We start from the raw sequence: 23,581 nt of genomic DNA on the forward strand, positions 1-23,581 counted from the left end.
GCTGCGCGCGGTGCCGGGCGCCGGGCACGTGACGCTGACCTGGGACCCGGTGCCCGGAGCCATCGGCTACCTGGTGCACCGCGACGGGCGCCCGGCCGTGCCGCCCGACGTGGACGTGCCCGCGGTGCCGTCCTGCCGGTTCGTGGACACCGGGCACGGGGCAGCGGCCCACCCGGCGGCTTACACGGCGGCCTACACGGCGGCCTACACGGTGGCCGCCGTCCTCACCATGGACGCCACCGGCCCCTTCTCGCCGCCGGTCGAGGCCGCGCCGCTGCCCGCCCGGGAGGGGGCCGAGGTCGCCGTACGGGTGGACGCGCGGCGGGTGACACGCGAGCTGCCGCGGCCGTGGGCGTACATGGTGGGGTCCGAGCACTTGTCCCACCTGCTCAGCACCGACGAGACCGGCGGCCGGCCCATCGGCGAGGAACTGGCGGCGGCGCTGCGCCTCGTCCACGAGGAGCTGGGCGTCCGGACGGTACGCGCGCACGCCATCCTCGGCGACGACCTCGGCGTCTACCGTGACGGCGGCCGGTACGACTTCTCCGGCGTGGACGCGGTCTACGACAAGGTCGTCTCGCTCGGCCTGCGGCCGATCGTGGAACTCGGCTACATGCCGCGCGACCTGGCCTCCGACCCGTCCAAGACCGTCTTCGAGTACGGCGCCATCATCTCGCCCCCCAAGGACTTCGAGGCGTGGGGTGACCTGGTCAGGGCGCTGGTCGAACACCTAGCCGCCCGCTACGGCCTGCGCGAGCTGATCGACCACTGGGCCTTCGAGGTCTGGAACGAGCCGAACCTGGCCGTCTTCTGGTCCGGCACGCCCGAGGAGTACTTCCTGCTCTACGACGTCACCGCCGCCGCCGTGAAGAACGTCCACCCCGACCTGCGCGTCGGCGGCCCCGCCTCGGCCGCCGACGGGTGGGTGGAGGAACTGCTCGCGCACGTCGCCGAGTCGGGCGCGGCGCTCGACTTCGTCTCCACCCACACCTACGGCAACGCGCCGCTCGACTGGCGGCCCACGCTGGCCAGGTACGGGCGGGACGTGCCCATCTGGTGGACCGAATGGGGGCCCACGCCGACCCACTTCCACGGCATCGGCGACGGGCCGTTCGGGGCGGCGTTCGCCCTGCACGGGATGAGGTCGGCCGCCGGACGGGTCGCCGCGCTGGCGCACTGGGTGGCCTCCGACCACTTCGAGGAGCTGGGCCGGCCGCCCAGGCTCTTCCACGGCGGGTTCGGGCTGCTGACCGTCGGCAACCTGCGCAAGCCGCGCTTCCACGCCCTCGCCCTGGCCGAGCGGCTGGGCGGCGCGGAGCTGGCCGCCGAGGTCACCGGCGACGCGGGCGGCGTCGAGGTGTGGGCCGCCCGGCACGACGAGGACGGCCGGATCGGCGTACTGGTCTGGAACGGCACGCTCAACAGCGCCCAGTCCGCCGGGGCCGCCGAGCTGGACCGTACGGTGACGCTCACCGTCGGCGGGCTGGACGGCACGTACACGCTCACCCACCACCGCATCGACGGCGAGCACACCAACGTGGAGGCGGCCTGGGCGGCGATGGGCGGCGGCGACTGGCCGTCCGGCGCGCAGTGGGACGAACTGCGCGCCGCCGACGGCCTGGACGCGCTCACCCCGCCCGCCACGGTCGGCGGGCCCGAGCTGACGCTGACGTTCGACCTGCCCATGCCGGGCGTCTCGTTCGTCGAGCTGACCCCGAGCTGACACTCCCTGCGCCTGCGGCGGCGGTCCCGGACCGGCGGCCCGGCGGGGGGCGGTCCTGTACGGGGAGGCGCACCGGTGAGAGCCTGTGCGCATGACCGAACCGGCCGAGGCGCTGGCCGCCCGCATCGAGCGGTTCGAACAGGTCGCGGATCCCGGCCTGATCTGGGACTCCGCGGCGCTGTCCGAGGCGGAGCAGGCGATGCGCGCGTGTGCGGGCGACCGGTCCGACGCGGCCACCTGGCGACTGATCGGCATCCTGCACCTGGCCCGCTTCCGGCTCGACCCGGGCACCACGCAGGACGCGGCGGTGGCGGGCGCCTTCTTCGCCGCCGTCGCCGTCCTGGACCCCGGACGGCTGCCGGAGAAGCTGCGCGGCCCCAGCGTGCCGCCCGGCGAGTCGGCAGAAGCCTGGGCCGGGCTGGTGGAGGAGGTGTTCCGGCACGTGGATCCGTCCGCGTACCGGCACGTCGGGCTGCTCGTGCACGCGCTGGTACGCCGCGCCATGGCACACCCGACCCCGGAGGTGGCCGACCGGCTCGGGCAGTTCCTGCTGCAGGAGTCCATGCACGCGGCCGACCCCTCCTGGGTCCCGGGCGCACTGGCGTCGCTGGGCACCGGAATGGTCCGCCTGTACGAGGCGAGCGGCGACCGGAACGTCATCGACGACGCGGTGCACGTACTCCTGCGCGCCTGCCTGTCCGCGCCGGGGTCCGCCACGGGGTCCGCCACGGGGTCCGCGCCGGGGAACGCGCCCCACCCGCCCCCGGCCGACGATCTGGTGACGGCGCTCGGGCTGGCGGTGCCCGGCGACGAGGAACTGGTCAGGGCGTACCTGGCGGCGGCGGAGCCCTCTCCCACCGCGCAGGACCGGTCGCGGGCGCTGCTGGCGCTCGTCGACCTCACCCGGGCGCGGGCCACGGCCACGTACGCGGACGGGGACCTGCTGGCGTTCATCCGGGTGGGACAGTGCGCCCTGGACTTCTGGCACGAGCGGTGGGCGCACCCGGAGGTGCTGGCACCGTACGCGGCCGGGCTGGTCGAGTGGTACGTCGTCACAGGCGACGAGCGCTCGCTGGAAGCCGGAACGGAGATGCTCGAAGCCCTCCGCGTGCCCCCCGACGAACGCACCCGAGGACTCGGGAGCGACCCCGTCGTACGCCTCGCCCTCCTCGGGGAACGCCGCCGCCACCGCTACGACGTCACCGGCGACCCCGCCGACCTGGACGCCGCCGTCACGGCCCTGCACGAGGCCGTCCGCCTCACCCCGCCCACACCCACGGTCCGTGCCGGGCAGCCCGAGGAGGCCCGGCCCTCCGGCCGGAACGGGTGCTTCGACCGGGCGGGCTTGCTGACCGACCTGGCGGACGCGCTGCTCATCCGGGCCGTCGTGACCGGAGGCGAGCCCGCCGAGCCGATCGCCGTCGCACGCGCCGCCCTGGCCGCGCACGGCGAGCACGGTCCGGACCGGGCCAGGCCCCTGCTGCTCCTCGGCCAGGCGCTCACGATCCGCCTGGTGGCCGATGACGTCGATGAGGCCGTGGCCGCGCTGCGCGAGGCCGCGTCGGCCGACGAGCGGATGGAGGTCAGGACGCGGGCGTACGGGCTGGTCTCGGACGTGCTGCTCTGGCGCGCCACACAGACGGAGGTCGAACGGCCCGCCGAGGACCTCCACGAGGCTGTGCTGTCGGCCCGGCAGGCCGTGGAGTCGGCCATGAAGACCTCGGGCGGGCAGGCGTCCGCCCAGCGCGCGTTGTGCGGTGCCCTGCTGGCCCGCTACGCGGCGCAGGGCGACCCCCGCGACCTCACCGAGGCACTTCCCCTGATCGGCGACGGCGACCCGGACCTGCTCGCCGACCTCACCACCGCCCTCGACACCCCTCCCACCCCCGGCCGCCCCGACTCCGGTGACCGCCGTGCGCCGGCCCGTCCTTCCGCGCCCGCCGACCCCGCCGCAGCGGACGAGGGGGAGCCGCCCTCCCCGGACGAGCCGTCCGCCGCGACCGGCGTCGGCGAGGCGCTCGTCCCCGTCGTGGACGAGGAGCTCGCGCGGGCCGCGACCGAGGCGGCGCTGCGCTCGCAGGACGAGGCGCTGACCCGCAAGCTGCTGCTGGTGGCCGAACGGGCGGCAGGGACGCGGGCCGGGCGCGGTGAGTTCCTGCTCGGCGTGGCGTCGCGGCTGGCGGAGGCGGGCCGGGCACGCACTGCCGAGGGCGTGCTGGAGCGGGCGGTCCAGACGTTTGAGGCGGCCGGGGCTCGTTCGCGGGCGGCGTACGCGCTGTCACGGCTGGCGGAGCTGGGAGACGTGGCTCGGGCGCTGGCGGCCCACGCCCGTTCGGCGGCCCTCCACCACGACCTGGACGACCCCCGCTCCGAGGCGTCGCAGCTCGCCCGGATGGGCCTCCTGCACCTCAGGAACGGCGACCCCGGCCAGGCGGTCGAACACCACCTGCGTGCCGTCGCCCTGTGCGAGGCCGCCGGGCTGGCCGCCGAGGAGGCCGCCCACCAGGGGCACGCGGCCGAGGCGTACCTGGCGGCGGGCGACCCCGCGGGGGCCGTCGGGTGCGCGGTCCGGTCCCGTGAGCTGTACCTGGAGCTGGGCGAGCCGGAGGCCGCCGCGCTGGCCCTGGTCCACGCCGCCAGGGCCGCGGTGGACGAGGACGACCTCACCGCGTCCGCCGAACGCATGGCCGCCTGCGCCATCGAACTGGAGGCCGCCGGGGCCTGGGAGGAGGCGTGCCGGACGCTCGACGCCCACGCGGTCGTGCTGGCCGGGCGCGGCCACCCGGGGCATGCCGCGGCCTGCGAGACCCGGCTGGTGGAGATCGTACGGCGGCGGGGACGGCGCCGCGAGCCCGCCGACGAGTGGTACCGGATCGCGCGGCGCCGCCGTGGGCGCGGCGACGTCGACGGGGCGCGCGTGGCGTTCGAGCTGGCCGAACGCGAATACGAGGCCGTCGGCCACGACGACGGTGCAGGGTCGGTGCGCTACAACCTGGGGGTCCTGGAGTACGCGGAGGGCGAGACGGAGCGGGCGCTGGAGGCGTTCGGGGCGGCGGGGGAGACGTTCGCGGGGCTGCGGGCGTCCGCGAAGGAGGCGGCGGCGCTGACCATGCGCGCCTCCTGCCTGACCGTCCTCGGCCGTCTCGACGACGCCGTGAACGACCTGGACCGCGCCCTGGAGCTGTCCGCCGAGGAGGGCGAGCTGGAGACCCTGCTCACCGCCACCCTCGGCCGGGCGACGGTGGACGTGGCGCTCGGCCGGCCGGGTCCGGCGGCGGAACGGCTGAGCGCGGCTCTGACTCTGGCCGCCGGGGACGCCTTCAAGGAGGCCGTCGTACGGGAGCGGCTGGCGGCGCTGGCCGCCCGTACCGGAGACGTGGGGGCGCAGGCGGAGGCGCTGGAGGCGGCGCTGGCAGGCTTCCGCGACTCCGGACAGCACCGGCTGGCGGCCCTCACCTCGATCAGGCTCGGCTTCACCCTGGAGGCGCGCGGGGAGTTCCGCCGCGCGCGGGCGGCGCTGGAGGAGGGGCTGACCGGCCTGGAGGCGGCCGAGGACGTACGTGCGGGCGGCGCGCCGTTCGAGATCGTCGCCGCCATGGGCGGGGACCTGGACGGGGCGGTCCTGTCCCGCCTGGCGGCCATCCAGCTCACGCTGGGGGACGTCACCCGGGGCCGCGCCGGTCTCACCCGGGCCGTGTCCCTGCTGCGGGGCGGGCGACGCCGGACGCCGGACGCGGAACACCTGGAGACCTGGCTGCGCCTGGAGGAGGCCGAGGCGTCGGGCGACCTCGGCGCGGCCCGCACCCTCGCGGAACAGACCCTCGCACGCACCGAGCAGCCCGGCCCCACGGCTTCGCGCGAGGTGATTCCGCTCGGGGGCGGCTCCGGCGGCATCGACCGGTCGTACCTGCTGGCCAAGCTGTCGGCCTACTGCCGTGACCTGGGGGACCTGCCCGCCGCCCACGCGTACGCGGGCCAGGGGCACGAGCTGCGCGACGGGCGGGTGGTCGAGCACCTGTGCAACCTCGGCGCGGCGGCCGTCGGGCTGGGGCGGGCGGAGGAGTCGGCCGGGCACCTGTCCGAGGCGGTCGAGCTGTCACGCGACTCCGAGTCCGCGCTGCCCGTCCGGCTCGTGCGCTCCCTCGGCCTGCTCGCGAACGCTCTCACGGACCTGGGGCGGTGGGGGGAGGCCGCGACGGCGTACGCGGAGGGCCTCGCCCTGGTCGACGCCCCCGTCTGGCGGGCGTTACGCGTACCGCTCCTGACCGGCCGCGCCACCCTCCACCTCAAGCTCGGACAACTGGACGAGGCCGCCGCCCGCTACCGGGAGGCCCTCGCGCTGAGCGAGGAACTGGGCCGCTCGACGGACGGGACGCCGGGGCGGCGTGGCGACCTCGCCGCCGCCTATGCCGACCTCGCCCTCGTCCACGAGCTACGCGGCGAGCCCGCCGAAGCCAGGGCGCTCGCCGAACGCGCCCTGGACCTCGAACGCGCCCACGCCCGCCCCCACGGCACGGTCCTGGCCCTGATCGCCCTCGCTCGCCTTGAGTCGGCCGCTTCCCGCTCGAAGGTGGCCGGTTCCCGCTCGGAGTCGGCCGCCTCGCGCTCGGAGTCGGTCGCTTCGCGCTCGGAGTCGGCTGGTACCCGCTCGGAGTCGGCCGGTTCTCACCGGGAGGGAACCGGCTCCCGTTCGGAGAGCGGCGCACGTCCTGAGGCGGGTGGTTCGCGGACAGAGGGCGGTGGGATCGGGCGGGCGGTGACGCGGTTGCAGGAGGCGCTGGCCCTGGCCCAGGAGACCGGCTTTCGCGCGGGGGAGGCGATCGCGCTGAGCGACCTCGGCGCTCTCGACCTCGCCACCGCCTCCTGCACCCGTGCCCAGCGGCGGCTGTCCACGGCCATCGACCTGTTGACGGACCTCGGACACGACCTGGAGCTCCGTACCGCCTGCCACCGCCGTTCCATCGCCGCCGAGTGGCTCGGCGACCTCCCGGCGGCGCTCGCCGACGCGGAACGGGCCTGCGCACTCGGGCACGAGCCCTCAAGGGACCGGGCGATCCGGCTGGCCGTGCGTTCGGCCCGTGGGATGGCGGCCTGGACCCACGCCGAGCACGCCAGACTCCGCGCCCTCACCGCCCACCTCGACGGCCCATCCGCTCGAAGCACCCCCGGCACCGGTCACAACACCTCCCAGACCGACTTCGACCGCGTTGCCGCCCGTGCCATGCCGGGCCCCGGTCGAGACCGTCCCGCGTCCTGGCTCGACCGTCCGGCGCTGCACAGCGTCCCCGCCGCGGGACTCGACCGCGTGGGCTCTCACGCCGTGCCCGCTGACCTCCTGGGCGCCGAGCGGGACGGGCTCGACACCGTCCGTACGCTCATGGCGGCCGCCCGCAACACCCGCGACCCGGAGGCGGCCGCCCGCCTCATCGGCCGGGCCCGCGCCGCCCAGGCCGACCTGGAGGCCCTCTGGCGGCGCATGGAGGCCCTGGCCCCCGACCACGTCGCGCTGCGCCTGCGTACGCCGCCCAGCCGCGCCGAACTCGACGCCCTCGTCTCGCCCCCAGAGCCCGGTGAAGGGCCGACCGGCCTGCTCGCCTTCCACCTCGCCGAGAACACACCTCCACACGACAGCACGGACACCGCCGAGCCCCCGGCCGCCTCAGGCGGTGAGACCGCGGCCGACTCCGGCGGCGAGACCGAGGCCGCTTCGGGAGGTGAGACCGTGGTCGTGCTCGCCCATCGCACCGGCTGGCCCGAGCCGCGCGCCTTCCCCACCACCGTCGGCCGCGACCTCCTGGCCGACTTCCTGCGTGCTCTGCACGGCCCTCGTCCGGACCTGCTGGACGTCGAGGCCCGCCGTCGCCGCGCCGAGCTGTGGCGCCGCCTGGCAGACTCCCTGCTCGCCGACGCCCTCGACGCGCTCGGCGACGACCTGGCCCTGCTGCATCTGATCCCGCACGCCGAGCTGTGGGAGGTCCCGCTGCACGCCCTGGCCCCTGGCGGTCGCCCGCTGATCGACCGATGCCCCGTCGCCTACGCCCCCTCCGCTGCCGTCCTGGCCCGCCTGGCCAGGCGCGCGTCCGTACGGCGGGACGGCCCGCTGGTGCTGGGCTTCGCTCAGGACGCCGCTGGGCGTCCCGTCGTCGAGGCGGAGGCAGCGGACGCGGCGGCCCTGCTCGGCACCTCGCCGCACCTGGGCGGGGAGGCCGCCTCGGCCCTCCTGCCCGGCTCGTGGGACGTGCTCCACCTCTCCTGCCAGGTCGTCCACGACGCCGCCGACCCGGGTGGCTCTGGCATCCGCCTCGCCGACGGTCTCCTCACCGCCCGCCGCCTCATGACCATGAACGTGGGCGCGGACCTCGTCGTCGTCCCCGCGCACGGGCAGCAGGCCGAGGCGGACCCCGATGCTTCGGCGGACGGCGGCTCGCGTGCCGGTGAGGGCCCGGCAGGCACGGCCTCGCCTCGTGGGGAAGACGCGGCACGCGGTGGCGCACCTGGTGGCCGGGGCGTGGCAGGCGGTGGTTCGCGTGCGGGGGAGGGGACGGCCGCGCTGGGTCACGCGTTGCTGCACGCCGGTGCCCGGTCGGCGGTGCTCACCCTCTGGCCCGTCTCAGCCGAGATCACCCGGGCCCTCATCCACGACCTCCACACCCACCTGCGCGACGGAGCGGCCCCGGCCCAGGCTCTGCGCGCCGCCGTGCTGGGGCTGCGTGAACTCTACGGCTCCACGGAGCCGGAGCTCTGGGCCGCGTTCGTGCTCACCGGCCTGCCGGGCGACTCGCCCGTCCACTTCGAGTCGGGCAGCAGCGCCACCAGCACCAGATAGCCGAAGAACCCGACCGCCAGCCCCACCGCGTAGCCGCCGAACACCTCGGGTGCGTCGAGCAGGGCCACCACCAGGCCGCCGCCCACCGGGGCGAGCACCGAGGCGAGCACCGCCGCCAGGTCTGTCAGCGGCGCGCCGGATTGCCTGCGGCGCAGCGCCCCGTACGTGATCCAGCCGATCACCAGCCCGAAGCAGATCGCGCCGAGCACCGCCATACGAGAACCTCCAAGTCACCCGCCCACCACCGCTCGCCGGGCTGTCGCGTGGCCCTGCCCGCCGGAACGATCGCCGTTCACGATCGCACGCACAGGCCCCGGCTGGCTAGGGGCGAACCCACCCGAAAAGGCCCAGAAGCGGCAGAACCGCCACGAAGCGGCGCACCAGACGGCTCAGCGGCGGCGGGAGCGCACTTGAAGCGGCTGACCGCACCGGAGCGGCTGGGCGGGGCTCAGAGGTAGGACCTGGTCGCGCTCACCAACTCGGCCGCGGCGTCGCGGGTGTCGATGTAGAGGGCGGTCTCGGGGGTGCGCTCGCGTACGTCCTGGTCGCGGATCGCGAACACGGCCGGGGACACGCCCACGTCGCCGTAACGCCCGTTGACGGCCGCGCCGATCGCCCGGCGGACGTCGCCGAGCACCTCGCGCGAGGTGTGCCCGGCACCGGAGGCGGCCAGATAGCCGAGCATCCCGGCGAAGCGCAGCTCACCCTCGGCCGCCGGGTGCTGCTCGGGCAGCACGGGACGGTCGAGCCAGAACACCTTGCCCGCCAGGAACGCCGCGTAGCCGTCGCCGTCGCCGCCCAGCACGCGCGTCGTCTCGGCGAGCAACTCCCCGAACTCGGCCAGCTCCGCCTCCGGCGGCAGGTCCGTGGTGACGAACAAAGGCACGATCAGCGAGTCGAGCATGTCACTATCCCTCCGTGAGGTGCCTCATCGTAGGATGCCGCACCGACAATCTCCGCGCTCGCCACTCCGGCCCCACCTCCGCCGCGCGGCAAAGGCCGGAATCCTGGTCGGAAGGGCCGCCCGAAGGCGGGGAATCGGTCATCGAGCGCGCGGGCCTCGACGGGCCCGGACGCAGGAGGGACAGGTCAGCGTTGCGTCCATTCGTCCTCGACGGCCGAGTGCACGATCGAGTCGCGCCACCCCTGCGGCGTGTGCAGGTGGTGGCGGATGCGTCCCTCCTCGACCATGCCCGCCGTCAGCATCGCGAGCTGGGCGGGCAGGTTGGCGGGCGAGCGGGCGCCCCAGATGCGGTGCAGCCCGAGCTGCTTGAACCCGAACGACAACAGCAGCCGGACGAGATCGGTGCCGATGCCGCGCCCCCACTGGTCGGGACGCAGCCCGAACCCGATCTCCCCGCTGTGCGGCAGGTCGGCCTCGATCCGCAGGCGGGCCACGCCGATGACGTCGGGACGTTCGGCGTCGATCACGGCCAGCACGTAGAGCAGGCGCGGTTCGGCCGCGGCGGCGGACACGGCCTCGTCGACCAGCCCGCTCACCTCGTGACGGTCACGTGGCGCGAACGGCGCGTACTGGGTGGCGGCGGGACTGCCGTAGATGGTGTGCAGCGCGTCAACGTCGGCCTCCGTGACATCACGGAGGCCGAGTCGCTCGCCCTTGCAGACCACGCGGCGCATGCGGAGAAGGTAACGCGAGTGTCGTGATCTTTACAAGCCCTTGTCAAGTGGCGAGTTGACTGCCGTAAGCTCGCGCGACAAGTTCGGCGACGGCGCTGTGCGAGCCGAGGGGTTCCGCGTGGCCGGCGTCGATCGCCGCGGCGGCCTGCTGGACGATGCCGGCCGGCGCCTCGTGGCCGATCAGGCAGGGCGCGACGGCCAGCCGTTCGGCCCCGGCGGCGCGCAGGCGCTGGGCGGCGACGGTGACGCCGGGCTCGCTGTCCAGCGACGCGGACACGACCGGCAGCGTGAGCCGGGAGGCCAGGAGCACGGCGGTGGCCTGCACCCCGTGCACCGCGCGGTCACCACCCACAGTGGCGAGGATGACGGCGTCGACGGGGCTGGAGACGTTCAGCAGGCGGACGCGGTCGGCCCTGGCCAGCCCGCGCTCGGCCAGCCGGATGTGCAGGGCCTCGGCCAGCAGCGGGTGCGGACCGAGCGCGTCGGTCACGACGGCCCCGGAGCCCGCGGCGGCGACGGCCTTGCCGATCTCCGCGAGGACGAGGGGATCGTCCCAGGTGAGCAGCGGGACGACGATGGCGTCCCGGCCGGAGGGCAGGGAGTCTGCCAGGTCGCTCACGCTCGTCAGGCGCACCTCGATCTGCGGGTTGTCGACGCGTACGACGGCCGCGATCTCCTCGGCCACGCCGGCGGTGTCGCCGGGGGTGACGAGCACGAGCACAGGGGCGTCGGGCGGCAAGGACGTGGGCACGGGCCGACGGTGCCGACCGCCGCCCGGCCTTGGGGAACGTTCTCGTACAGGCAGGCTCACAGGCGCGCAGTTTATGCCGATTCGGGGACGCTTGTTCCGGGAATCGATGGCGATTGCATCACAACGCCGACTGTGTGATGGAGATCACATGAAGACTCCCCGAAATGTTGATTTATCCGCACAAATCGGAAAACTAGCGGCGACAAGGACCACCTCAGCCCGGCCCGGCTCGCGCCGGGTGTGCCCACGGCCGAGCCGGTGATTGGTCCAGCGGACCGCCCGTGTCCGCTGCCCTCGTCAACGCGGCCAGGAACGGCCTCGGGGCCGTCGGCATCCTGATCCCCCTGGTGGCCGCCACCGGGGCGAAGACCTGCTCCAGGTTCGCCCGGAAGCAGAATGCTCGGCAGATGTAACCCTTTTTCCGGTTCTTACCAAGAGGGGGCGAATCGACGAAGGGAGCACGACCGGTGCGTCGTAAACAGGCGAAGATCGCCACAGATCCTGTGGCCTTCGAGGCCTTCTACCGGCGGCATGTCGATGCGGTCACCCGTTTCCTCGCCCGCCGGGTCGACGACCCGCACACCGTCGCCGATCTGGTGGCCGAGGTGTTCGTGGCGGTGCTCGACTCGGCCCACACCTACCGGGCCGAGCAGGGGGCCGAGATCGCCTGGCTGTACGGCGTGGCCCGCAGGACGCTCTCCGCCGAGCGGCGCAGGGCGTACAAGCAGTACCAGTTGACGGGCCGGGTGAGCGGGCGACGCACGCTGGACGCCGACGACATCGCCGAGCTGGAGGAACGCGTCGACGCGGAGCGGCACGCCAGACAGGCGTTCACGGCCATGGCCGAGCTGCCGGAAGGGGAGCGCGCGGTACTGGAGCTGGTCGTCATCGACCAGCTCACGGTCACGGAGGCCGCGCTCGCCCTCGGCATCCGGCAGGGCGCCGCCAAGGTGCGCCTGCACCGCGCCCGCCAGAAGCTTCGGAACCTGCCCTTCGTCATGAATGGAGCACCAGGATGAACTACAAGGAGCAACTGCTGATGGAACTCAAGGCTGAGATCACCGACCGCGTCGAGCGGCGGCGCGGCATCACCCGCCGGCTGTACGCGGGGGGCGCGGTGGCTCTGGTCGCCGCGACGGCGGCGATCGCCGTTCCCCTGCTCACGGGCACGGACAAGCCCGCGTACGCCGTGAGCACGAAGGCCGACGGCACGGTCAGGGTCGAGATCAACGAGTTCGAAGAGGCCGACCGGCTCGAAGCGGACCTGGCCAAGGCGGGCGTCAAGGCCGACATCAGCTATGTCCCGGCCGGTAAGCAGTGCGAGGTGGGCAGGGGTAAGGCGATCGGCCAGGCGCTGGCCGGCCAGCCGCGCGACGCCGCTGTCTGGATGAGCGACGGCGGGGTGGACATCGACCCCCGGCATATCGGCGCGGACCAGACACTCGTGCTGGAGTTCGCCGGGCACGTCCAGGAGACGGCCGAGGCGAAGGAGAGCCGGGTGCTGTGGCGGCTGACGGGGCAGTTGGTCACCGGCCCGGTCGCGCCGTGCACGGTGATCGACGACCCGTCGTGGAAGGGCGACGCCGGGAGCTGATCCCAGCCGGCCCGCCGAACGCGAGCCGAACCGCTCCGAACCGGCGGCACGGACCGGGCGTGGGCTGACATGTGTCACATCGTCCGCGCTGACCTATGGCACTTCAGCCGGTTCCGGGTCGTCGGTCAGGGTGGTGGCCATGCGAACAGCAGTGGAACTCAAGGACGTGAGCAAACGGTACGGCGGCACCGTCGCCCTCGACGCCGTCGATCTGGACGTCGGGCAAGGGGAGACCGTCGCCGTTCTGGGGCCGAACGGCGCAGGCAAGACCACGTTGTTGTCGATCGCCCTCGGGCTCCTCGACCCCGGCTCCGGAGCGGTCAGGGTCTTCGGCCGCACACCCGTGGAGGCGCTGCACGCCGGCGGGGTGGGCGTGCTCCTGCAGGACTCCGGGCTGCTGGAGGACGCGCGGGTGGCGGAACTGGTCGCGGCGGTCGCCGGGATGTACCCGCGTCCGCTTCCCGTCGAGGCGGCGATGCGGGCAGCGGGGGTGGCCGAACTCGCCACCCGCCGGGTCGGCCGGTTGTCCGGGGGCCAGCAGCAGCGCGTACGGTTCGCTCTGGCGCTGGTCGGCGACCCGAAGCTGCTGGTGCTCGACGAGCCCACCGTGGGCCTGGACGTCGAGAGCCGCCGAGCCCTGTGGCAGGAGGTACGCGCCCGCACGGCCCAGGGCAGCACGGTGATCTTCGCCACCCACTACCTGACCGAGGCCGACGACTACGCGGACCGGGTCGTCCTGCTCGCCGGTGGGAAGATCATCGCCGACGGGCCGGTGAACACCATCAAATCCCTGGTCGGCGGCACGGAGGTGCGTTTCGTCTTCGAGGGCGCGGACGCGAGCGGATTCGAGACGCTGCCGGGCGTGCGGCAGGTGCGGATCGAGGGGCGGGCCGTCGCGCTGCACACGGGTGACTCCGACGCCACGCTTCGTGCCCTGTTCGCGGCGTTCGACGACGTCAGGGAGGTACACACGATGAGCACCGATCTGGAGAGCGCCGTCGTGAGCCTGGCGGGAGGAGCGGGACGATGAGGTCGTACCTGGGGCTCGAACTGCGCCGCGCCTTCCGCAACCCGGCCGGCATGATCCTGCTGACCGGCTTCCCGCTGGCGCTCTACCTGCTGTGGACCAAGGTGCTCAACGTGGTGCCGCAGGGGCAGCGTGGCGACTTCGCCGCCTACTCCATGGTCTCCATGGCCACGTACGGTGCGATGGGGGGCGCGTTGTTCATCGGGGGCGCCATCGCGCTGGAGCGGAGCAAGGGCTGGTCGCGGCAGCTCGCGGTGACGCCGCTGCCGCCGCACGGCTACGTGGTGGCCAAGCTGGTCAGCGGGATGACGGGAGTGCTGCCGAGCATCCTCGTCGTGCTGGCCGCCGGCGCGGTGCTGGGCGGGGTGCGCCTGCCGCTGTGGACGTGGCCGGCGCTGGTGGTGCTGATCTGGCTGGGCGTCGTGCCCTTCGCCGCGCTGGGCATCGCGTTCGGCTACACGCTGCGCGGGCAGGCGGCGAACCTGGCCATGATGGGCGTCTTCTTCGGGCTGTCCGTCCTGGGCGGACTCTGGCTGCCGGTGCAGGCGATGCCCGAGGGGATGCGCGCGCTGGCGGAGTACAGTCCCGCCTACCAGGCCGGATCGCTCGGCTGGCGGGCGTTGGACGGGCAGTGGCCGACCGGGACCGGCGTGGGTGTGCTGGCGGCCTGGACCCTGCTGTTCGCAGCGCTGGGCGCGTGGCGTTACCGTCGGGCCTTGTGACGGTGAGGACGGTGCCGGCGGTGCTGGATCACGGCCGGGCCCGCGCCAGGGCCCGGGCGGGGTCCGCCGCGTGGCTGCTGCTCCTGTGCTGGCCGCTGTGGTCGCTGCTCACCGCGGACCCTGGGCTCGTAAGAGTGGCGTGGGCGCTCGGGGGCGTGGCGCTGCTGGCGGTCTGCTGGTTGATGATCACCTGGCGGCTGTTCAGCGGCCGGGGAGGCAGCCCGCGGCCGTGGGCTCTGGCCGGGTTGCTCGGCGCGACCCTGGCCCTGTTCCCCGTCCTGGGACTGCCGTGGGCGTACGTCTGCTTCGTGCTGGTCGTCTCCGCCCTCGCGGCCACCTTGCGGCCGGCCGGATTCGTCGCGGCGGCGGTGGTGACGGCGGTCGTGGAGGTGGTCGTCCTGTGGGCCCTGGGGGCGTCGTTCGCCGGGATCTGGTGGGTGCCGCTCGTGATCGCGGTGCAGGCGGTGGTGGCGCAGAGCCTGAAACAGATGGGGGTGCTGGTGATGCGGCTGGAGGCGGCCCGCGCCGAGGTCGCGCAGATGGCCGTCGAGAACGAACGGCTGCGCTTCGCCCGGGACCTGCATGACATTCTCGGCCACACGCTCACGTCGATCACCATCAGGAGTCAGCTCGCGGCGCGGCTGGCCCGTACCGACCCGGACCGCGCCGCCCGGGAGATGACCGACGTGGAACACGCCGCCCGCCAGGCCCTCGACGAGGTGCGCCACGCGGTCACCGGCTACCGCGCCCCCGCCTTGTCGGAGGAGCTCGACAAGGCCGCCCGCGGTCTGCGCTCCGCCGGGATCGAGCTGGACGTCTCACCCGCCGAGGGGCCCATTCCCGCCTCCGCCGAGATCCTGCTCGCCTGGGCCGTACGGGAGGCGGTGACCAACGTGCTGCGCCACAGCCGGGCCCGGCACTGCCGGATCGTCCTGAGCGTCGACGACTCGGCCGCGGGCCTGGAGGTCCGCGACGACGGTACGCCGACGGGCGAGGGGCCCGGCGCGACGCGGACGGGGCACGGGCTCACCGGGCTGGCCGAGCGGGTCGCGGAGGCCGGTGGACGGCTGGAGGCGGGCCCGTCGCCCGGCGGGGGATACCGGCTGTGCGTGCGCGTGCCGGTGGAGGCGTCGTGATCCGCGTGCTGATCGCCGACGACCAGGACCTGGTCAGGGGCGGCCTGGCGGCGCTCCTCGCCCTGGAGGACGGCATCGAGGTGGTGGCCGAGGTCGGGCGTGGAGACCTGGTCGAGTCCGCGGTGGCGGAGCACGACCCCGACGTGGTGCTGCTCGACATCGAGATGCCCGGACTGTCGGGTCTGGAGGTCGCCGAACGACTCCGCGACCACCGGGTGATCATCGTGACCACGTTCGGCAGGCCCGGCTATCTCAGCAGGGCGCTGAAGGCCGGGGTGGCGGGTTTCGTGGTGAAGGACGCCCCGGTCACCGAGCTGACGGCCGCCGTACGGCGGGTCATGACCGGCGAACGGGTGATCGACCCGAGGCTGGCGGTGAGCGCTCTGACCATGGGCCCCAGCCCGCTCACCCAGCGAGAGGCCGAGGTGCTGCGCGTGGCCGCCGACGGCAGCACCGTGGCGGACATCGCCCGCAGGCTGTTCCTCACGGAGGGCACCGTCCGCAACTACCTGTCCTCCGCCATCGGCAAGACGGGAGCCCGCAACCGGGTCGAGGCCGCTCGCGTGGCCGAGTCCCGCGGCTGGCTCTGAGCCGGGTCCCGCGCCCGGCTCTGACCGGCGGGCGAACCCGCCCACGACCTCAAGACGACCTGGCCGGAAAATGCGTTGCCGTAGGTCCACTCAAAACGTATTGTTCTGCACTCGTGATCGCAGTGGTGGAGCGAGTTCTGCCTGCCCGGCTGGGGACAGGTTTTCGGTGGTTGCTGGCCTCGAGCTGGCTGACGAATCTCGGTGACGGGATCGCGGCCGCCGCGGGCCCGCTGCTGATCGCGACCTTGACCCGCGATCCGCTGATGATCTCGCTGTCGGCCCTGGTGAGCTGGGCCCCGCCGCTGGTGTTCAGCCTGTACGCGGGTGTGCTCTCGGACCGGTACGACCGGCGCAGGATCGTGCTCGTCGCGAACGCGGTGCGGGCCCTGGTGCTGGCGGCGCTCGTCGCGCTCATGGCGACCGGCACCGTGACCGTCGCGCTGGCGCTGGTGGCGCTCACGCTCCGGTCCGTGGCCGAAGTGTTCGCCGACAGCGCGACGGCCACGCTGACGCCCATGATGGTCGGCAAGGACGATCTCGTCGTCGCCAACGCCCGCCTGGGCACGGGTTTCATCACGCTCAACCAGCTCGCCGGGCCGCCGATCGGCGCGGCACTGTTCGGCCTGGGCCTGAGCTGGCCGTTCGCGGCCCAACTGCTCCTGGTGATGGCGGGGATCATCCTGGTCTCCCGGATCACGTTGCCTCCGGACGGCCGGCAGGCCGACGATCCCAGGCCCGGCACCGTACGAGAACTCATCGCCGGGCTCACCTGGACGATCCGGCACGCGGCGGTCCGCACGCTGGCGCTCACCATCCTGATCTTCAACTTCACGTTCGGCGCGGCCTGGTCGGTCCTCGTCCTCTACACCCAGGAGCAACTCGGCCTCGGCGCCATCGGCTTCGGCCTGATGACCACCATCGGCGGCATCGGCGGCTTGATCGGCACGGGCCTGTACGGAGCCATCACCCGCAGAGTGAGCCTCGGAGCCCTGATGCGGATCGGGCTCATCATCGAAACGCTCACCCACCTGGGCCTGGCACTCACCCATTCGCCGTGGGTCGCAGGGGGCATCTTCCTGGTCTTCGGCGCGCACGCGTTCATCTGGGGCACGACCTCGGTCACCGTCCGCCAGCGCGCGGTCCCGCGCGAACTCCAGGGCCGGGTGGGCAGCGTCAACACCATCTGCGTCTACGCCGGTCTGGTCGTCGGCTCGTTGATCGGCGGTGTGCTGGCCTCCCGGTTCGGCGTCGCGGCGCCGTTCTGGTTCGCCTTCGCCGGCTCCGCGGTGTTCGTCGTGCTGCTGTGGCGGCAGCTCATGCTCATCGCCCACGACGACTGAGATCGGGGCCGGCACCTGTCGAGGGATTCGGCGACGCGCTGGAAGCCGTAGGGGATCGTTGTCTAACGTGCGGGTACGACCACCGACTGCGGGTTGCCGGGGGCGTACACGGTGATGCCCTGGGGCAGCGACTTCAGTTTCTCGATCTCCGCGCACGCCGGGCACGTGTCGTAGCCGTCCTGGCGGGCCCGGTTCGCCTCCGCCTCCGCCTTGGCCTGGGACACCTTCGCCTGGGCCTCCGAGACGGCGGCCGAGGCGGCCAGCGAACGGTCCACGGCCTTCTGCACCTCGCCGGGCAGCGTCACCTTCACCAGCGTGAACCGCAGCCCGGTGAGGAACTCTCCGCCCAGCGTGACGGGCAGGTCGCGGGCCAGCGTGGCGTTGACCGCGTTCTGCACCTTGGCGATGCTGGCGTTGCTGTCCTGCGGCTTGAGCGTCGAACTCTCCAGCAGCGAGCAGGACGGCACCAGCTCGGCGCAGCGCATGGCCCCGATCTGCCCGCGCAGCGCGTTGTCCACCACGGGACGGACGGCCTGGCCGAAGAAGGCGCTCCAGCCGTCGTCCCCGTCCCAGGGGTAGAGCGAGCGGTCGTCCTGCGCGCGGAACGTCCGGGTGCCGTACTTGTCGTCGAACTTCTTCAGCGTCCCGTGGTCCAGGTTGAGGGTGAAGTAGAGGGTGCCCTCGATGCCGAGGTTGACCCCGTCGCTGCTGGGCACGGTCACCACGTCCACGCCGAGGGTGGTGGCCCGCTTGGCGTCGGCGGTGATCGTGTAGAAGCGCTGCTGCGCCGGGTAGGGGTGGACGGACGACCACATCCCCGTCCAGGTGAGCCCGGAGCCGGGGTCGATCACCTGGCGTACCTTGTTGTCGTCGAGCGGTCCGCCGTCGCGTACGACGGCCACCTCGCCACCGCTGGTGCTCTTCATGCCCCCCAGGCCCCCGATGAGCAGGGGGATCGCGACGAGAGCGGCGACTACGGCCAGGGCGATTCGCATGTGGTCCCCTTTCCGCGCGGGCGGCGTCGGCAGCCGCCGCCCGCGACTTCCGCGGCATTCCTGTGACGTCAGACGAACGAGCAGGTGGAGGGGCAGGCGGTCAGGCGAACGGCCCGACCGGCGGCGATTTCGGGGAACCCCCGGACGCGGCCTGGGACGCGGCTTCCGGCCCATTCGTGGACGCGGTCGCGGACGCGGTCTCGGGTGCTGCCTCGGCGAGGTCGAGATCGCGGGTCTCCGGCGCGATGGCCAGGCCCACGGTCGTGATCGCCAGAGCGGCGACGACGTAGATCGAGACCGCGACCGTCGTCCGGTAGCTCTCGAAGAGCTGGAGCGCGATGATCGGGGCGAGTGCGCCGCCGACGATTCCGGCGACCTGGTAGCCCATGGACGCGCCGCTGTACCGCAGGCGCGTGCTGAACAACTCGGCGATGAACGCGGCCTGCGGGCCGTACATGAGGGCGTGGGTGACCAGCGCCACCACGGCGGCCAGCGCGATGAGCGGGAACGACTTCGTGTCGAGCAGCGGGAAGAACGCGAACACCCACACCGCCGCGGCCACCACGCCCGCGAGATAGACCGGGCGGCGGCCGTACCGGTCGGACAGGGCGCCCGCGGCCGGGATGAGCGCGAGCTGCAGGGCCGAGCCGATGAGCACCGCGTTCAGCGCGTACGAACGCGGCAGCTCCAGCACCCCGGTGAGGTAGACGATGATGTACGCGGTGAAGGTGTAGAACGCGACGTCCACCCCGATCCGCGCGGTGAAGGCCGACAGCAGCGCCCGCGGATGCGTGCGCAGCACCTCGACCAGCGGCATCCTGGCCTTGGCGCCGCGCTGCTGGACCTCGGCGAACAACGGCGACTCGGTGATCTTCACCCGGACCCACAGGCCCACGAACACCAGCACGCCCGACAGCAGGAAGGGCACCCGCCAGCCCCACGACAGGAACGCCTCGTCGGACATGGCGAAGGACATCACGGTCAGCAGGCCGGTGGCCAGTACGTAGCCCGCGGGCACGCCGACCTGCGGCCAGCTCGCGTTGAAGCCGCGACGGCGGCCGTCCCCGTGCTCCAGCGACATGATCACCGCGCCGCCCCACTCGCCGCCGAGCCCCAGTCCCTGGACGAACCTGAGCACCGCCAGCAGCAGCGGGGCCAGCACGCCCACGCTCGCGTAGCCGGGCAGCAACCCGATGAGGAACGTCGAGACGCCCATCACCAGCAGCGTGACCACCAGCACGGTCTTGCGGCCCACCCGGTCGCCGAAGTGGCCGAACACGACGCCGCCGAGCGGCCGGGCGACGAACGCCACGGCGTTGGTGGTCAGCGAGGCCAGGGTCGCGGTGAACGGGTCGAGGGAGGGGAAGAACAACTTCGGGAAGACCAGGGTCGCCGCGGTGGTGTAGAGGAAGAAGTCGTACCACTCCAGCGACGTGCCGATCAGGCTGGCGAGGATCACCCGCCGGGTCTGTTGCGTGGAGCCTGCCATCCTTTGCTCCTTGAGTTGAGGGGGGATACTCATTCAACGTAAGGATCGTTGAACAATTCGACAAGAGGTTTGCTCCATGATTCCCTGTTAAATGTGGATGACGTGGTTGCTGATCTCTCCCAGGACCGCCCCCGTCTGGGACGCAGCAGCACTGCGGAGCGGGTGGCCGACATTCTGCGCGAGCGCATCAGCGAGGGCTTCTTCCAGCCCGGCCAGCGGTTGTCGGAGGAGGCCATCTCCGAGGCGCTGGGCGTGTCGCGCAACACGTTGCGCGAGTCGTTCCGGCTGCTCGGGCACGAGCGGCTGCTCGACCATCGGCTCAACCGGGGGGTCTTCGTCCGGCTCCCGTCCGTGGAGGACGTGTCCGACCTCTACCGCGTACGCCGCGTGCTCGAAGGGGCGGCCGTGCGGCGCACGCCGTCGGAGCGGGCGCTGACGCTGATCAGGGAGGCGGTGCGCGACGCCGAGCGCGCCGCGGAGCAGGACGACTGGCAGGGGGTCGGCACCGCCAACATCCGCTTCCACCAGGCGCTGGTGTCGGTCAACGAGAGCCCCAGGATCGACGAGGCCATGCGGCAGCTCTTCGCCGAGCTGCGCCTCGTCTTCCAGGTGATGGAGAACCCGCGCGCCTTTCACGAGCCGTTCGTCGACCGCAACCGCAGGCTGCTGGGCCTGATCGAGTCGGGCCGTACCGGCGAGGCCGCCGCCGATCTCGACGACTACCTCGACCATGCCGAGCGGTTGCTGATCCGCGCCTACGAGCCGAACCGCTAACGTTTCGGCCATGGACCGGACCTTCACCGTGGACGAGGCCCGCGCGTTGCTGCCCTCCGTCATCGAGGAGGCGGCGGTGGTGATCGCCGCCCGCGCCGACCTGGCCGAGCTCGATTTCGCGCGGCGCTCCGGCGGCAGGTCGGAGCGGGGCGGCCTGCCCGAGATCAAGGGGCTGCAGGCCCGCATCGAGGACGTCCTGAGCGGGTGGAGCGGCCGCGGCATCGAGGTCAAGGGCATCGCGCCGGTCCTCGTCGACTTCCCCGCGGTGCTCGACGGGGTGTCGGTCCGGCTGTGCTGGATCGAGGGGGAGTCGGAACTCGCCTGGTACCACCGTACGGAGCTGGGGTTCGCCGGTCGCCGACGGCTGTGATCGCACGACGGGCGCGGTGCGCCCTTGACACGGCCACGTCACGCCCTGTATTCAACTTATAGGTTGATAAACCAGGAGGTTGAATACAGTGCTTCTCAAGGACAAGACCGCCGTCGTCTACGGGGCCGGTGGCGCGATCGGCGGCGCGGTCTCCCGAGCCTTCGCCCGTGAGGGAGCCCGCGTCTTCCTGGCCGGTCGTACCAAGGACCGGCTCGACGAGGTCGCCGCGGACATCCGCGCCGCCGGTGGCGAGGCCGAGACCGCCACGGTCGACGCGCTCGACGAGGCCCAGGTCGACGCGTTCACCGCCGACGTGGCCGGGCGGGCGGGCGGCATCGACGTCTCCTTCAACGTCATCGGCGTCCAGGACGTGCAGAAACCGCTCGACCAGCTCTCGGTGGCGGAGTTCCTGCGGCCGATCGAGGTGGCCACGCGCACGCAGTTCCTGACCGGCCGGGCCGCGATCAGGCACATGGTCCCGCGCGGGTCCGGCGTGATCCTCATGTTCGGCGGCGGCGGCCCGCAGACCCTGCCGGGCCTGGGCGGGTTCAAGGTGGCGCTGGACGCGATGGAGGGCATGCGGCGACAGTTCGCGTGCGAGGCCAGCCCGTACGGCGTGCGCGTCGTGACCATGGTGACGGGCGGCATCCCGGAGGCCATCCCCGACAGCGAGCCCCACAAGGCCGAGATCGCCGCCGAGCTCGACCGGTCGGGCCTGCTCGGGTACGCCGCGACGCTGGCCGACGTGGGCGCCGTGGCCGCGTTCACCGCCTCCGACCTGGCCAGGTCCATGACCTCGGCGACCGTGAACCTCTCCTGCGGCGCCATCGTCGACCACTAAGGTGAGCGAGCGCGTACCCGACAGGGAGATCACTCCGGATGCCCGACGACCAGCTCAGCCTCACCTTCGCCGCCCTGGCCGACCCGACGCGGCGGGCGATCCTCGCGCGGCTGGCCGACGGCGAGGCGACGGTCAACGAGCTGGCCGAGCCGTTCGAGATGAGCCTCCAGGCGGTCTCCAAGCACCTCAAGGTGCTGGAACGGGCGGGGCTGATCAGCAGGGGACGTGACGCGCAGTGGCGGCCGTGCCGCCTTGAGGCGGCCCCGCTGGAGACGGCCTCGGAGTGGATCGACCGTTACCGTGACCGCTGGAGCGACCGGTTCGACCGCCTGGAGCGGGAGATCGAGCGGATCCGGCACGGGCAGGAAGGGCAAGAGCATGGCTGACATCACCGAATTCGTCGTCGAACCCGGGCGGCAGGACATCGTCATGATCCGGGCTTTCGACGCGCCACCCGAGGTGGTGTTCCGCGTGGTCACCGACCCGGAGCTGATCCCCCGGTGGTGGGGGCCGCACTCCCTCGCCACCAGGGTCGACCGCATGGAGGTCGAGGTGGGCGGCCGATGGCGCTTCGTGAACGTGGACGAACGGGGCAGGGAGTTCTTCTTCAGCGGCGTCTACCACGCGGTCGTCCCCTCGGAGCGGTACGTACGGACGTGGGAGTTCGAGGGCATGCCCGGTGACGTGGCGCTGGAGACGGTCACCCTGACGGCGGCGGACGGCGGCACCCGCTACGTCGCCCACTCCGTGCATCCGTCGGTCGAGGCGCGTGACGCGATCATCCGGGGCGGCGGGCCGAGGGGCGGCAGGGAGTCGATGGACCGGCTGGCCGCGCTCCTGGCCGACCTGTGAGCAACGGCCCCGGAGCCTCGGGCCTCAGGCGGCGCTGGTGATGACCGCGAACCGCGCCCCGAACGGGTCGGCGAGGAAGGCCATCCGCCCCACGCCCTCCATCGTCGTCGCCGGGGCCCGTGTCGTGCCGCCGAGCTGCCGCGCCTGTGCCTCCGCCGCGTCGCAGTCGGGCACCTCGAAGTACGGCAGCCAGTGCGCGCGATCGCCCTCCTGTAGCTGGGCGATGCCGGCCATGGCCGACGACTCGCCGCCTCCGGCGGGGGAGATCACCGGATAGGAGAGGCCGCCCATCGGCAGGTCCTCGATCTGCCAGTCGAACACCGCCTGGTAGAAGGCCCGGATGCCGTCGGGGTCGGGGGAGTGCAGCTCGACCCAGCCGAGCGAGCCCGCATCGGTGACCAGCCCGAGCCCCTTGGTCGCGCCCGGCTGCCAGACGGCGAACGCCGCCCCCGCCGGATCGGCGAACACCGCCATCCCGCCCTGCCCCTCGATCTCCACCGGCGCGGCCAGGACGGTGCCGCCCGCCTGCTCGACCGTCTTGGCGGCGGCACCCGCGTCGGCCGCCTGGAAGTACGTCAGCCACGCGGGCGTCCCTCGGCCCGGTGTCTCGCGGCTGATCCCGGCGACGGTCTTCCCGTCGACCTGGCAGAAGCGGTAGTCGAAGTGCGCCGGTCCCAGCGAGAAGGACCGCCAGCCGAACAGGCCCGTGTAGAAGGCGGTCGCGGCGTCCAGGTCGGGGCTGCTGACGTCGAGCCAGCACGGGGCGCCAGGGAGGTAGTCGGTGGTGAGCATGGCCTGCTCCTTCGCGTGACGAAGCGGTGGGTGGCCGCTCGCCTCTGGTGCGCTCGGAGGGGCGACGCCACTCGTATCCGGCGCCTCCCAGCCTGACACGGTGCGCCGCGCGAGTACGGCA

Annotated in this window: 22 protein-coding genes; 15 read left to right on the top strand and 7 right to left on the bottom strand. The window is 73.1% G+C overall.

The annotated features are described in order from the left end of the window. A partial coding sequence (locus tag ABD844_RS43525) for a GH39 family glycosyl hydrolase (protein WP_344892535.1) occupies positions 1-1,723 on the top strand: 1,723 nt, incomplete at its 5' end. 91 nt (positions 1,724-1,814) lie between these two features. Beyond that, positions 1,815-8,549: a CHAT domain-containing protein gene (locus ABD844_RS43530; RefSeq protein ID WP_344892538.1), complete on the top strand. Its 6,735-nt coding sequence runs from the start codon at positions 1,815-1,817 to the stop codon at positions 8,547-8,549. Here the strand turns inward: ABD844_RS43530 and ABD844_RS43535 are convergent. The 4 genes from ABD844_RS43535 to ABD844_RS43550 form a co-directional block, all read right to left on the bottom strand. Further along, positions 8,441-8,764, bottom strand: coding sequence for a hypothetical protein (locus tag ABD844_RS43535; protein ID WP_344892541.1), 324 nt, complete (start codon positions 8,762-8,764; stop codon positions 8,441-8,443). The genes ABD844_RS43530 and ABD844_RS43535 overlap by 109 nt on opposite strands. A 233-nt stretch (positions 8,765-8,997) precedes the next feature. Then, positions 8,998-9,453: a hypothetical protein gene (locus tag ABD844_RS43540; protein ID WP_344892544.1), complete on the bottom strand. Its 456-nt coding sequence runs from the start codon at positions 9,451-9,453 to the stop codon at positions 8,998-9,000. A 185-nt stretch (positions 9,454-9,638) separates the two neighbouring features. Next, on the bottom strand, positions 9,639-10,187 hold the full coding sequence (locus ABD844_RS43545) for a GNAT family N-acetyltransferase (RefSeq protein ID WP_344892546.1): 549 nt from the start codon (positions 10,185-10,187) through the stop codon (positions 9,639-9,641). A 43-nt stretch (positions 10,188-10,230) separates the two neighbouring features. Further along, on the bottom strand, positions 10,231-10,938 hold the full coding sequence (locus ABD844_RS43550; protein ID WP_344892549.1) for a sirohydrochlorin chelatase: 708 nt from the start codon (positions 10,936-10,938) through the stop codon (positions 10,231-10,233). A 281-nt stretch (positions 10,939-11,219) separates the two neighbouring features. Here ABD844_RS43550 and ABD844_RS43555 point away from each other — a divergent pair, with 281 nt between their 5' ends. The 8 genes from ABD844_RS43555 (at position 11,220) to ABD844_RS43590 (ending at position 17,347) form a co-directional block, all read left to right on the top strand. Beyond that, positions 11,220-11,351 (top strand): hypothetical protein, encoded by a 132-nt coding sequence (locus tag ABD844_RS43555; RefSeq protein WP_344892552.1) that lies wholly within the window; start codon positions 11,220-11,222, stop codon positions 11,349-11,351. A gap of 54 nt (positions 11,352-11,405) precedes the next feature. Further along, the gene (locus tag ABD844_RS43560) at positions 11,406-11,957 is read left to right on the top strand and encodes an RNA polymerase sigma factor (protein WP_344892555.1); all 552 of its coding nucleotides are present in this window, start codon (positions 11,406-11,408) and stop codon (positions 11,955-11,957) included. Beyond that, positions 11,954-12,532 (top strand): hypothetical protein, encoded by a 579-nt coding sequence (locus ABD844_RS43565; protein WP_344892558.1) that lies wholly within the window; start codon positions 11,954-11,956, stop codon positions 12,530-12,532. The genes ABD844_RS43560 and ABD844_RS43565 overlap by 4 nt, the downstream gene beginning before the upstream one ends. A gap of 139 nt (positions 12,533-12,671) precedes the next feature. Continuing rightward, positions 12,672-13,562 (top strand): ABC transporter ATP-binding protein, encoded by an 891-nt coding sequence (locus tag ABD844_RS43570; protein ID WP_344892561.1) that lies wholly within the window; start codon positions 12,672-12,674, stop codon positions 13,560-13,562. Beyond that, positions 13,559-14,281 (top strand): ABC transporter permease, encoded by a 723-nt coding sequence (locus tag ABD844_RS43575; RefSeq protein ID WP_344892564.1) that lies wholly within the window; start codon positions 13,559-13,561, stop codon positions 14,279-14,281. The genes ABD844_RS43570 and ABD844_RS43575 overlap by 4 nt, the downstream gene beginning before the upstream one ends. Next, a complete protein-coding gene (locus ABD844_RS43580) occupies positions 14,278-15,417 on the top strand; it encodes a sensor histidine kinase (RefSeq protein ID WP_344892567.1) in 1,140 nt (379 codons plus the stop codon). Before ABD844_RS43575 ends, ABD844_RS43580 begins: the two co-directional genes overlap by 4 nt. Continuing rightward, positions 15,414-16,007 (top strand): response regulator, encoded by a 594-nt coding sequence (locus ABD844_RS43585; RefSeq protein ID WP_344892570.1) that lies wholly within the window; start codon positions 15,414-15,416, stop codon positions 16,005-16,007. The genes ABD844_RS43580 and ABD844_RS43585 overlap by 4 nt, the downstream gene beginning before the upstream one ends. Before the next feature lie 170 nt (positions 16,008-16,177). After that, a complete protein-coding gene (locus tag ABD844_RS43590; RefSeq protein WP_344892573.1) occupies positions 16,178-17,347 on the top strand; it encodes an MFS transporter in 1,170 nt (389 codons plus the stop codon). A 62-nt stretch (positions 17,348-17,409) separates the two neighbouring features. On the opposite strand, the gene ABD844_RS43595 is transcribed toward ABD844_RS43590, so the two are convergent. Further along, positions 17,410-18,342 carry an SPFH domain-containing protein gene (locus ABD844_RS43595; protein WP_344892576.1) on the bottom strand — a complete coding sequence of 311 codons (933 nt, stop codon included), beginning with the start codon at positions 18,340-18,342 and terminating at the stop codon, positions 17,410-17,412. A 100-nt stretch (positions 18,343-18,442) separates the two neighbouring features. Then, on the bottom strand, positions 18,443-19,831 hold the full coding sequence (locus ABD844_RS43600; RefSeq protein WP_344892579.1) for an MFS transporter: 1,389 nt from the start codon (positions 19,829-19,831) through the stop codon (positions 18,443-18,445). Positions 19,832-19,933: 102 nt separating this feature from the next. Between ABD844_RS43600 and ABD844_RS43605 the strand changes: the two genes are divergently transcribed. From ABD844_RS43605 to ABD844_RS43625, 5 genes are all read left to right on the top strand, one after another. Beyond that, positions 19,934-20,605 carry a GntR family transcriptional regulator gene (locus ABD844_RS43605; protein ID WP_344892582.1) on the top strand — a complete coding sequence of 224 codons (672 nt, stop codon included), beginning with the start codon at positions 19,934-19,936 and terminating at the stop codon, positions 20,603-20,605. A 10-nt stretch (positions 20,606-20,615) separates the two neighbouring features. Continuing rightward, positions 20,616-20,975, top strand: a complete 360-nt coding sequence (locus ABD844_RS43610) for a DUF2203 domain-containing protein (RefSeq protein ID WP_344892585.1) — start codon at positions 20,616-20,618, stop codon at positions 20,973-20,975. A gap of 88 nt (positions 20,976-21,063) precedes the next feature. After that, positions 21,064-21,816: an SDR family NAD(P)-dependent oxidoreductase gene (locus ABD844_RS43615; protein WP_344892689.1), complete on the top strand. Its 753-nt coding sequence runs from the start codon at positions 21,064-21,066 to the stop codon at positions 21,814-21,816. Between the two features lie 38 nt (positions 21,817-21,854). After that, complete coding sequence (locus tag ABD844_RS43620) at positions 21,855-22,202, top strand: ArsR/SmtB family transcription factor (RefSeq protein ID WP_344892588.1); 348 nt, start codon at positions 21,855-21,857, stop codon at positions 22,200-22,202. Beyond that, positions 22,195-22,668 (top strand): SRPBCC family protein, encoded by a 474-nt coding sequence (locus ABD844_RS43625; RefSeq protein WP_344892591.1) that lies wholly within the window; start codon positions 22,195-22,197, stop codon positions 22,666-22,668. Before ABD844_RS43620 ends, ABD844_RS43625 begins: the two co-directional genes overlap by 8 nt. A 24-nt stretch (positions 22,669-22,692) precedes the next feature. On the opposite strand, the gene ABD844_RS43630 is transcribed toward ABD844_RS43625, so the two are convergent. Continuing rightward, complete coding sequence (locus ABD844_RS43630; protein WP_344892594.1) at positions 22,693-23,460, bottom strand: VOC family protein; 768 nt, start codon at positions 23,458-23,460, stop codon at positions 22,693-22,695. Positions 23,461-23,581 lie beyond the last annotated feature (121 nt).

It is taken from the genome of Nonomuraea antimicrobica (assembly GCF_039536965.1).
In the GTDB taxonomy this organism is placed as follows: domain Bacteria; phylum Actinomycetota; class Actinomycetes; order Streptosporangiales; family Streptosporangiaceae; genus Nonomuraea; species Nonomuraea antimicrobica.